Origin of the sequence: Halomonas sp. KHS3 (assembly GCF_000830495.1) — a bacterium.
Lineage (GTDB): Bacteria > Pseudomonadota > Gammaproteobacteria > Pseudomonadales > Halomonadaceae > Vreelandella > Vreelandella titanicae.
Genome location: NZ_JWHY01000006.1, coordinates 225,547 through 236,080 on the forward strand (window position 1 = coordinate 225,547; position 10,534 = coordinate 236,080).

Consider the following 10,534-nt stretch of genomic DNA (forward strand, 5'->3'; position numbering starts at 1 on the left):
GAAACTAATTCTTGACCAAAAAATAAATGGTGTATACGTTGTTTTATAGAGATTCACGAACGCATTCAGAAACGAGTGATAGGCGAATAAAACAGCGAGGAAACCAGTATATGAACAACAAACCCACCATCGCCGTTATTGGCGCGGGCCTTGGCGGCGCCGCTGCAGGCGCGCTGCTGCAGCAAGCGGGTTACCCCACCAAGGTGTACGAACAGGCACCAGCGTTTGCACGCCTTGGGGCAGGCATTCACCTTGGCCCCAACGTGATGAAAGTGATGCGCCGGATCGGCATTGAGGAGAAGCTCAATGCCATGGGCTCACACCCCGATTACTGGTTTAGCCGCAACGGTATGACCGGCGAGTATCAGTCTCGCATCCCGCTAGGCGAGTTTGCTTGCGAAAACTATGGGGCGGCCTACATCACCGTACACCGTGGTGATCTGCACGAATTGATGGTCAGCACGCTCGACCAGAACAACCTCTATTTCGATAAGCGTCTGGTCGATGTCGACGACAGCGGCGGCAAGGTCGTCATGACCTTCGCTGACGGCTCGACGGAAGAGGCTGACCTGGTGATCGGCGCAGACGGTGTCAATTCTCGGCTGCGCGAGAAGCTGCTGGGCCCAGAGGCTCCGATCTATAGCGGCTGGGTCGCTCACCGGGCAATTATCTCTGCCGAAAAACTCAAGGCATACGACCTGGATTTCGAAGCCTGCGTGAAGTGGTGGTCGGAAGACCGGCACATGATGGTGTACTTCGTGACCGGCGACGAGAAGGAGTATTACTACGTGACCGGCGTGCCTGAACCCGATTGGAACCACGGCACTTCCTTCGTCGACAGCTCACGGGAAGAGATGCGCAAAGCATTCGAGGGTTACCACCCCACCGTACAAGCGCTGATTGACTGCACTGAAACCGTCACCAAATGGCCCTTGCTGGAGCGCAACCCACTGCCACTGTGGCATGAAAACCGGCTAGTGCTGCTGGGCGATGCCTGCCATCCGATGAAGCCTCACATGGCCCAGGGCGCTGCCATGGCCATCGAGGATGCTGCCATGCTAGTGCGCTGCCTGGAGGAAGTGGGCGCCGAGCACTACCAGCAGGCATTCGAGCTTTACCGCACCAACCGTTTTGAACGCGCCTCGCGGGTTCAGCAGGTTTCCCACGACAATACCTGGTTACGGGAAGACGAAGATCCGGCCTGGGTATTTGCCTATGACCCCTTTGAAGTACCGCTGAAGCAACCAACAAGTCAAGGGAGCCCAGCATGAACAGCACCTATCTCTATGGCGCCAACGTGCACGCCAATGGTATTCGTCAGCACTACCTGCGCTTCAGTGACAGCGCCGAGACCTCGCGCCAGCCGCTGGTCCTGATACCAGGCATTACCAGCCCAGCCATCACCTGGCGTTTTGTGGCCGAGCGGCTCGGTCAGCACTTCGACACTTATGTGCTGGATGTCCGTGGACGCGGCTTGTCGTCTACCGGGCCCGAGCTCGATTATGCCACCGACACTTGCGCCGACGATGTGATCGCCTTTATTGATGCGCTGGGTCTGAGCAATGTCATTCTGGCGGGCCACTCCATGGGTGCGCGCTTTGCGCTACGCGCCATGAGTCGCGGCGCCAAGGGCATCGACAAACTGGTACTTATCGACCCACCGGTTTCAGGGCCAGGACGCCGTGAGTACCCCAGCAAGCTGCCCTGGTACGTGGATTCGATTCGCGACTGCACACGTGGTGCCGATATCGAGACCATGCGCCACTACTGCCCCACCTGGAGCGACGAGCAGCTGCGGTTACGCGCCGAGTGGTTACATACTTGCTTTGAGCCCGCCATCGTTCAGGCGTTTGAAGAGTTCCACAGCGTCGATATCCACCAGGATTTCCCCGCTATCAAAGTGCCCACGCTGCTGATGTGTGCAGGCAAAGGCGGTGTTATCCAGGATGAAGATCGCGCCGAAATACGCGCCCTTCTACCGACGGTTCGTATTTCTACCGCGGAACAAGCGGGTCACATGATTCCCTGGGATGACTTCGACGGTTTTTTTGCCGCGTTTGAAGACTTCCTGGGCAGCGAGCTCTAAGAGAGGCCAAATACCATGACCAGCAACTATATAAAGAACGAGATCAAAAGCTACCGTATCGGCCAGATCGTCCCCAGCTCCAATATCACCATGGAGACCGAAATACCCGCCATGCTTACGGCGCGGCAGTTAATCCGCCCGGAACGCTTTACCTTTCACTCCAGCCGCATGCGCATGAAGAACGTCAGCAAGGACGAACTGGCTGCCATGGATGCAGAGTCGGATCGCTGCGCCCTGGAGCTTTCTGATGCAGCGGTGGATGTGATGGGGTATGCCTGCCTGGTTGCCATTATGGCGATGGGGCCCGGCTACCACCGAGAGTCGCAAAAGCGTCTGCGCAGCCGCACCGAAGAGAACGGCTGCGACACGCCGGTGGTCACCAGCGCCGGTGCTCTGGTTGATGCCCTGGGTGTGATGAAAGCCAAGCGCGTGGTGGTAGTGGCCCCCTACATGAAGCCGCTGACCGAAATGGTGGTGGACTACATCCGTCAGGAAGGGATCGATGTGCTCGACTACCGCGCGCTTGAGATTCCTAATAACCTGGATGTCGCTCGCCACGATCCGGCCAATCTTCCCGAGATCATCGCCAGTCTCGATTTAAGTAACGTGGACGCTATCGTCTTGTCAGCCTGTGTACAAATGCCATCGCTACCGGCCGTCGCCAAGGTCGAAGCCTTGACCGGCAAACCGGTAGTTACCGCAGCTATCGCGACCACCTATGCCATGCTCAAGGCACTCGACCTGGAGCCCATCGTACCGGGCGCGGGCGCCCTCTTGTCAGGGGCTTACTAACAAGATCAGGTACTTATTAACGATATAGAGTGCTGATTAAGGAGACGACCATGTCGCCACACACGACTGATAACAGCGATGGCGTTAGCGATAACACTGCCACGGACAACTACCGAGGCGTGTGGGATGGACGCATCGGTTTTGGCAAAAGGCCCGCGCTGCTGGTGGTTGATTTTATGCAAGGCTACACCACGACGGGTTCGCCGCTATTTGCCCAGGGCGTGGTGGATGCGGTGGCCAATATGCCGCCGCTACTCAATACCGCACGGCGCACTGGCACGCCTGTTATCCACACCAACATCCTTTATCACGCCCCGGATCAAATCGATGGCGGCATTTGGGTCAAGAAGGCGCCGGTCATGCGGGCGATGGTGGCGGGCAACCCTTACGCCGAGTTCTGCCCCGAGGTGGCCCCCCGTGAAGATGAGCTGGTAATGACCAAGCAGTATGCCAGCGCGTTCTTTGGCACCTCGCTCGCCTCCACGCTGGTCGCCATGGGTATCGATACGCTGATCATCACCGGCTGCTCCACCAGCGGCTGCATTCGCGCCACCGCCGTTGATGGAGTACAGCACGGCTTTCGGGTGATGGTCGTGCGTGACTGCGTGGGTGACCGTCACCCCGCGCCCCATGAAGCTAACCTGTTTGATATCGATAGCAAATATGGCGATGTGATTGGACTGGATGAAACACTGGGATACTTAATGAAGCGTTAGGAGTATCCGAAAACGCAGGTGAAGCGGACGTCTCTGTTGAGTCATCAGTCCGCGTTCATTTTTTCCAGCAGATGCATTAAGGCAACCCGCTCTGCCGGGTTGAGATTTTTCATGGTCTGATCGCTAATTTGCTTGGCACTGGGCACCATAGCCTCGACTAATGTCTCCCCGGCCTCAGTGATCACGACCATGACTTTGCGTTGATCATTGGGGTCGGTGGTTAGCGAGATCCACCCCCGCGCTTTAAGACGTTTAATGACGCCACGGATAGTGGCGGGATCAATCGCCGTGGCGTTGACGATATCGGTTAACGAGCTGGGGCCGCGCTCCATCACCGTGCATAGCGTTACAAATTGAATGGCCGTGAGCTGTTTATCGCTGCTGTAGCGCTGAAAAATAGCCGTATGCCGCTGGTAGGCTTTACGCAGTAGATGCCCTACTTGCTCAGAAAAATCATACCCTTGCTCTGAAGGCGTAGAGTGCTCGCCGGAAGACGAGTGTTTGAACGCACTATCCGTTGTCATTCCATATCCTTAATCTATTGGCGACGTCGTGTATCGAGTATGGCACTGGTTAACAAAATGATGCATCAACGTATGAAATACTCCTTGCGCTGGATCAATTCATCATGCTTTTATGGCGTACACGCTATAATTTTACCTTAGTTATCGCTCTTTCATCACCTAAAATTCATCCGCACTGATCATCGTAAACGCGAGCGTGGGAGGCAGACATGGCTGATAAATCAGACTATACAAGAGAGTCACTGCTGTATGGGTCTGATGTTCTGGTGATCTATCGCGACCCGGTTACACCCCCCAAGCCCGCGCCCGGACAGCCAGGTACACACTCAAACTTCACCCCACATGAGCCTGAGATATTCATTGCCGTACTGAGCGATAGTCATATCGTGGCTTTCAACGGCCACGTAGACCTGGGCACGGGCATACGCACGGCGCTCGCTCAAATTGTTGCAGAAGAGCTCAGCGTCGCGTTCGACAGCGTCACCATGGTGCTGGGCAACTCCGTTGAAGCCCCCAACCAAGGCCCCACCATAGCCAGTGCATCGATTCAGATCACTGCCGAGCCTTTACGCCGAGCTGCGGCACAGGCGCGGGAGTACCTATTAACCCTGGCAGCAAAGCACTTTGACACTGAGCGCTCACTACTTAGCTGCCAGAACGGCGCTATTACGCCAAGTGATAATAACCGCTCACCCGTTAGCTTTGGGGAGTTGCTGCGGGGCACCCGTCATGCATTAAAGCTTGCCGATGAGGTGCCGCTTAAGCCGGTCAGCCATTATACCCTGGTCGGCCAATCGACCTCCCGCGTGGATATACCCGCCAAGGCCACCGGGCAATTGACTTTTATCCACGACCTACGCCTGCCCAACATGCTGCATGGGCGAGTGATTCGCCCGCCTTATGTAGGCCATGATAGCGGCGACTTTATTGGCAACAGTTTAATCGCGGTAGATGAAAGCTCTGTGGCGCATTTGCCAGGTGTGGTAAGTGTCGTGGTGGTCGGTGACTTTGTTGGCGTGGTGGCCGAGCGTGAAGAGCAGGCTGCTGCCGCAGCCAAACAGCTAAAGATCCAGTGGCGCCCAATCGAAGGCTTGCCTCAGTTGGACAACATAGAGCAAGCACTGCTCGACCTGCCCAGCAAGCAGCGCATACTCCTCGAAGAGGGTGATCTCGATAACGCTCTGGCTGCCGCACAGCATCCGCTCAATCGTCATTATGTGTGGCCATTCCAGCTGCATGGCTCCATCGGCCCTTCGTGCTCTGTCGCCGATGCCAACGAAGATGGCCTTCACGTATGGTCGGGCACCCAAAATCCACACAGCCTGCGCGCCGACCTCGCCCGCCTTACCGGTTTGGACGAAGGCGTTATCACCATTACCCGCATGGAAACATCAGGCTGCTATGGCCGCAACTGCGCCGACGACGTTGGCGCGGATGCAGTGCTACTCTCTCAGGCGGTGGGTCGACCTGTTCGTGTACAACTAACCCGTGAGCAGGAGCACACCTGGGAGCCTAAAGGGGCTGCTCAGTATATGGCCATTCAGGGCGGCTTAAACGCAGATGGCAGCCCAGCAGGCTATCGCTTTAATACGCGCTACCCCTCTAACAGTGCGCCCACCCTGGCACTACTGCTGACCGGTGCTGCCCCACCGATTGATATCCCCTTTGAAATGGGGGATCGAACATCGGTGCCGCCCTACCGCTACCCTCATCGCCAAATAGTGTGCGACGACGTCCCGCCCCTGGTGCGCGCCTCCTGGCTGCGTGGTGTCTCGGCGCTGCCCAGCACTTTCGCCCACGAAAGCTATATTGATGAACTCGCCTACTTGGCGGGTGAAGATCCTGTCGCCTATCGGTTGCGCTACTTAGCCGATAACCGCGCCTGCGAGCTTGTCGAAGCGTTAGCCGAACGTGCGAACTGGAAACCCTGCACCGCTAACACCAATCCGAGTAGCGATGGCGAGTGGCGCTACGGCCGAGGATTCGCTTACGCCCAGTACGTACATAGTAAATTTCCCGGCTTTGGTGCCGCGCTCGCCGCCTGGGTGATTGAGCTTAAAGTCAATGTGAAGAGTGGACGGGTTGTCGTCGAGAACCTATATGTAGGTCAGGATGCGGGCCTGATGGTGAACCCCGCCGGCGTTCGCCATCAGGTGCATGGTAATGTGATCCAGATGCTCAGCCGCACTTTAAAGGAGCGGGTAACCTTTGAGGATGGTTTACCAACCAGCAGAGAGTGGGGCGGCTACCCTATTCTGCGTTTCTCGGAGCTGCCTCCCATCGACGTCATGCTGCTTGATCGCCCTGAACTGCCCCCACTCGGTGTTGGGGAGTCCGCCTCACTGCCCGGCGCTCCCGCGATTGCCAACGCGCTTTTTGATGCCACGGGGGTACGCTTTACCCATCCCCCTTTTACCCCTGACACCATTCGCGATGCACTGAAAGCCGCCCTTCGACTCCCCATGGAGGCGGCGATTTAATGCACCATCTTGATCTACAGGTTATCGAACGTGCGTTGAAATGGGCCAACCAGGGGCTGACCGTTTGGCTATGCACAGTTCTGAAAACTTTTGGCTCGGCCCCCCGGGAGCCGGGTGCCATGCTGGTCGCATGTTCGACAGGCGACTATCTGGGGTCACTGTCAGGTGGCTGTGTCGAAGAAGACTTTATCGCAAGGCTTCAAAAGGGTGAGTTTAACGAACCGGTTCAACGGGTGCGCTATGGCGGTGACGCTGGTTCAGCGAATATTCGTTTACCCTGCGGTGGTCGCCTTGAAGTGTTGGTTGAACGGCTAGCGCCCAACACCGAAAACCTCACTCACCTAGAAGTGATGCATGCCACGCTACTGGGTCGCCAACCGCTAACCCGCTGTATCACACTGGATGGCAGCGGCAAGCGCTTTAACCCATCGAATAACACCGAGCCCACCGTTACTTTCGATACAGATAGCGTCAATATTCGCATAGGCCCTGCGCTACGGCTGATTATCGCGGGGATCTCTTCAGTCTCTGCGCCCTGTGCGCTGTTTGCCCAAACGCTTGGTTTTGAAGTGATTGTCTGCGACCCCAGAGACGAGCCTAGGCAAAATTTTGCTGTCGCCGGAGTGGAGGTGCAGGCGGTACTGCCCTCAGTGTTTATTGCCTCTGGCGGTTGCCATGCCAATACCGCCGTTGTGGCCTTGACCCATGACCCGCGTATCGATGATTTAGCGATGATCGAAGCCGTCCGAACGGAAGCCTTTTACATTGGCGTTATGGGCTCTCAGCAGACATCACAGCAGCGTGCCGAACGACTGCTACGTTCTGGCGGCCTGACGGAAAGCCAAGTAGCAAGAATTGCCATGCCCATTGGGCTTAATCTGGGTAGCAAAACACCGGCTGAAATTGCGCTAGCCGTGATGGCCGATATTGCTCGCCTCTCTCGCGGAAAAGAACGCCATGCCTTGTAGCGATATCATAGTCATCGTGATGGCGGCAGGGCAATCAAGCCGCTTTGGCAGCGATAAAAGAGTCGCCAAGTTAGGCAATGGGGAAACGCTGCTTAGCTCCACTTTACGAACTATTCAGAAAACTTTTTCTAATAGCCGCGTTGTTATCAAACCCGAAGATAACGCCCAGTCACTCGGCCTTACACCAACGAATCACATTATTATTAGTCAGCGCAGTCATTTAGGCCTTGGTTACAGTATTAGCGATGCTTTTAGACAACTCTGCAGCGATGAAAGCATACATCATTATCGTGCTGCCGCAGTATGGTTAGCCGACCTCCCTTGGGTAAGTGAAGAGACATGCGGTGTATTAACAAAAATGGCCACCCCAGGGAGTATCGTACAGCCAATACACCAAGAAAACCCTGGGCACCCTGTTGTTTTTGGAAGAGAATTCTGGCACGAACTGGCACTTTTAGAAAATGACAGAGGTGCAAGTCCTGTCATCAAAAAGCATAGCGACTGTGTTATTTATGCCTCTCTCAACGACCCAGGCGTGTGCACTGACGTCGACTACCTCGATGATTTAACAAAATCACAAAAAAATACAAGAAGCGCGAAAATGCATACAAGACTACAACAAAAACCACAACAAAAATTACATTAAAATCTGAAACAGACTTTCAGTTTAACATTATTATATTAGCCAAAAAGATATTAAAAAAATCAAATATTTAAGCAAGTGCAGGATCGACCGTTAATGATTAGCGGTAGTAAGAATAACACCCAGGGAACCATTAAACAGTCAAAGCATAGCACTCATCAACATCCTCGTGCTTTGCTTCTGGCCAACATATCGAGGCAACAAATGAAAAAAATTTCTCGTCTTTCACTGACGCAGAAACTGCTGGTCGCTGTCGCTATACCTCTCTTAGTGGTAGCCGTCATTTTAGGCTTTGTCGTCAATCAACAGCTTAACCAGGCTATTCCAGCGTTAATCGATAATGCCGGTAAGCGGCAGGTAGAAGCACGGGCAGATGAAATCAGCCGCTGGATTACCGGGTACCGTAATTGGATCTCCGTACTTGCTCAGGATGAGCGTTTGGTGGAAGACGTGCCGCTTGCGTCTCACCGCGCTTGGCTCGAAAAGCGCTACCCGCCAGGGGGCACCATCGAGTCACTGTTCTTTGCTGACGCATCCGGAGCGACCCTAACTCACGCAGGCGTCAACTTGCAGATAGCCGAACGTCCTTATTTCAAAGCCTTAGTGACTGACGGCACTCAGGATAGTCTGCTAAGCGATCCGGTTATCTCCATGGTGAGTGGCCTGCCAACGGCTATTGTCGCTGATACTGTATTCGATGAGCGTGGCAATCGAGCGGGACTGCTGGGCATGACCGTTTCCATGGCCGCCGTATCTGATATTACCTCCGATATTAATGTTGGCGATGGCAGCTACGGCTGGCTAATCGACAGCCAAGGGCAAGTCATTGCTCATCCGGTTGAAGAGTATCGCATGTCGCTCAATTACACCGATGCCGACCAGCAGGGCTACCAAGGCCTGGATGCATTGAGTCAGCAAATACTCAGCGGCACGGCAGGCTCCGGTGAAATAACCATGCCCAGCGGTGAGCAGACCGTGCTCATGTGGAGCCCGGTGGAAGGCACTTCCTGGGTGGTCGGGGTCACCGTACCCATCACCGCCTTTACGACCGTGACTAACAGCCTGCTGCAGTCGCTGCTGCTGGCGGGAGGACTGCTATTGGCATTGCTGTTGGTGGTGGTTGCCTATGCGGCGCGGCGCTCACTTGCCCCCATCAAGCATACCGCCAGTGCCATGGCTGATATTGCCAAAGGAAAAGGTGATTTAACGCGCCGTTTAGAAGCCAAAACCCAGGATGAAATTGGCGACCTCGCCCACGGCTTTAATGCCTTTGTCGAGCGTATGCAGTCTACCCTTCAGGAAGTGCGCCAAAACGCTCGCACGGTATTATCCGATGCCAGCGATATGGCGGATGGTACTCATGAGCTTTCATCGCGTACCGAACAAGCGGCGGCTAACCTCCAGGAAACGTCTGCCTCAATGGAGCAAATTCACTCCACGGTAGCGCATACTTCCCAGGCCTCCGAACAGGCGAATAGCCTCGCGCTAGAAGCCGCCAATGCCTCAGAACGTGGCACCGATTCGATGAATCAAATGGAAGCCAAGATGGCCGCGATTAGTGATTCGGCCAATAAAATAAGCGACATTATTGGCTTGATTGACTCGATTGCATTTCAAACCAATATATTGGCACTGAACGCATCGGTGGAGGCTGCCCGCGCTGGCGAGCAGGGCCGTGGTTTTGCTGTTGTAGCGAGCGAAGTCCGCACACTCGCCAGTCGCTCGGCATCTGCGGCACATGATATTCGTGCACTGATTGATATGTCCGTGAGTCATTCAAAAGAAGGCGGTGATATTGTCAAGGCGGCGGCTGATCGCATGAAGGAGATTCGCCACAGCGTTACTCAAGTGTCGGATGTGATCGCCGAGATTGCTGCCGGCGCCCGGGAACAAACCACTGGCATCCAACAGGTCAATACCGCAGTGGCAGAGATGGATATGATGACCCAGCAGAATGCTGCCATGGTCAGCCAGAGCGCCACGCTTGCCACCAATATGCGCGATAATGCGCAACGGCTGGATCAACTGATGAGCGAGTTTGTGCTCAGTGAAGGCGGCGCTGAGAACTCTGCGCTACCCTATACGGCAGCACATAAAGCGCGGACAGGCACTGCACTACCTCAAGCACCTAGCCGCCCTCCCCAGGCCACTCAGCAAAAGCATGAAGTGGCGGAATGGGAAGAGTTCTAATTTCTCATCATTAATAAGGCTAAAAGGCACCCGCTTTGAACTGCACCCCAAAAGTTGGACGCTCATCCAACGATTGGGGTGTTTTTCATGACGAAACATAATGAAGCGTTCAAGTTACTAGTAGTGCAACGCTAC

General features: G+C 55.0%; 9 protein-coding genes. 8 read left to right on the forward strand and 1 reads right to left on the reverse strand.

From position 1 onward, the window contains the following. Positions 1-110: 110 nt before the first annotated feature. The 4 genes from RO22_RS15885 to RO22_RS15900 are packed head-to-tail and all read left to right on the forward strand — an operon-like array spanning position 111 to position 3,594. On the forward strand, positions 111-1,271 hold the full coding sequence (locus RO22_RS15885; RefSeq protein ID WP_041158790.1) for an FAD-dependent monooxygenase: 1,161 nt from the start codon (positions 111-113) through the stop codon (positions 1,269-1,271). Further along, positions 1,268-2,086 carry an alpha/beta fold hydrolase gene (locus RO22_RS15890; protein WP_041158791.1) on the forward strand — a complete coding sequence of 273 codons (819 nt, stop codon included), beginning with the start codon at positions 1,268-1,270 and terminating at the stop codon, positions 2,084-2,086. Before RO22_RS15885 ends, RO22_RS15890 begins: the two co-directional genes overlap by 4 nt. Positions 2,087-2,101: 15 nt before the next feature. Beyond that, the gene (locus RO22_RS15895) at positions 2,102-2,878 is read left to right on the forward strand and encodes an Asp/Glu racemase (protein ID WP_041158792.1); all 777 of its coding nucleotides are present in this window, start codon (positions 2,102-2,104) and stop codon (positions 2,876-2,878) included. A gap of 50 nt (positions 2,879-2,928) precedes the next feature. After that, entirely contained in the window at positions 2,929-3,594 is a 666-nt protein-coding gene (locus tag RO22_RS15900; protein ID WP_041158793.1) for an N-carbamoylsarcosine amidohydrolase, read from the forward strand. 44 nt (positions 3,595-3,638) lie between these two features. On the opposite strand, the gene RO22_RS15905 is transcribed toward RO22_RS15900, so the two are convergent. Beyond that, positions 3,639-4,118, reverse strand: a complete 480-nt coding sequence (locus tag RO22_RS15905; RefSeq protein WP_022521534.1) for a MarR family winged helix-turn-helix transcriptional regulator — start codon at positions 4,116-4,118, stop codon at positions 3,639-3,641. Positions 4,119-4,327: 209 nt separating this feature from the next. Here RO22_RS15905 and RO22_RS15910 point away from each other — a divergent pair, with 209 nt between their 5' ends. The 4 genes from RO22_RS15910 to htc1 all read left to right on the forward strand — a co-directional run bounded on the left by RO22_RS15910 (position 4,328) and on the right by htc1 (position 10,399). Then, positions 4,328-6,598 carry a xanthine dehydrogenase family protein molybdopterin-binding subunit gene (locus tag RO22_RS15910; RefSeq protein WP_041158794.1) on the forward strand — a complete coding sequence of 757 codons (2,271 nt, stop codon included), beginning with the start codon at positions 4,328-4,330 and terminating at the stop codon, positions 6,596-6,598. Then, complete coding sequence (locus RO22_RS15915; RefSeq protein WP_027957176.1) at positions 6,598-7,566, forward strand: XdhC family protein; 969 nt, start codon at positions 6,598-6,600, stop codon at positions 7,564-7,566. The genes RO22_RS15910 and RO22_RS15915 overlap by 1 nt, the downstream gene beginning before the upstream one ends. Then, positions 7,556-8,212, forward strand: coding sequence for an NTP transferase domain-containing protein (locus RO22_RS15920; RefSeq protein WP_052475661.1), 657 nt, complete (start codon positions 7,556-7,558; stop codon positions 8,210-8,212). Before RO22_RS15915 ends, RO22_RS15920 begins: the two co-directional genes overlap by 11 nt. 201 nt (positions 8,213-8,413) lie before the next feature. Next, entirely contained in the window at positions 8,414-10,399 is a 1,986-nt protein-coding gene (gene htc1 / locus RO22_RS15925) for a methyl-accepting chemotaxis protein Htc1 (RefSeq protein WP_039857430.1), read from the forward strand. Positions 10,400-10,534: the final 135 nt, after the last annotated feature.

What these genes read in the sequence shown, in the direction of transcription:
- htc1 (WP_039857430.1), top strand. Translation starts at nt 8,414, where the DNA reads ATGAAAAAAATTTCTCGTCTTTCACTGACGCAGAAACTGCTGGTCGCT.
- RO22_RS15895 (WP_041158792.1), top strand. Translation starts at nt 2,102, where the DNA reads ATGACCAGCAACTATATAAAGAACGAGATCAAAAGCTACCGTATCGGC.
- RO22_RS15915 (WP_027957176.1), top strand. Translation starts at nt 6,598, where the DNA reads ATGCACCATCTTGATCTACAGGTTATCGAACGTGCGTTGAAATGGGCC.
- RO22_RS15910 (WP_041158794.1), top strand. Translation starts at nt 4,328, where the DNA reads ATGGCTGATAAATCAGACTATACAAGAGAGTCACTGCTGTATGGGTCT.
- RO22_RS15900 (WP_041158793.1), top strand. Translation starts at nt 2,929, where the DNA reads ATGTCGCCACACACGACTGATAACAGCGATGGCGTTAGCGATAACACT.
- RO22_RS15905 (WP_022521534.1), bottom strand. Translation starts at nt 4,118, where the DNA reads ATGACAACGGATAGTGCGTTCAAACACTCGTCTTCCGGCGAGCACTCT.
- RO22_RS15885 (WP_041158790.1), top strand. Translation starts at nt 111, where the DNA reads ATGAACAACAAACCCACCATCGCCGTTATTGGCGCGGGCCTTGGCGGC.
- RO22_RS15920 (WP_052475661.1), top strand. Translation starts at nt 7,556, where the DNA reads ATGCCTTGTAGCGATATCATAGTCATCGTGATGGCGGCAGGGCAATCA.
- RO22_RS15890 (WP_041158791.1), top strand. Translation starts at nt 1,268, where the DNA reads ATGAACAGCACCTATCTCTATGGCGCCAACGTGCACGCCAATGGTATT.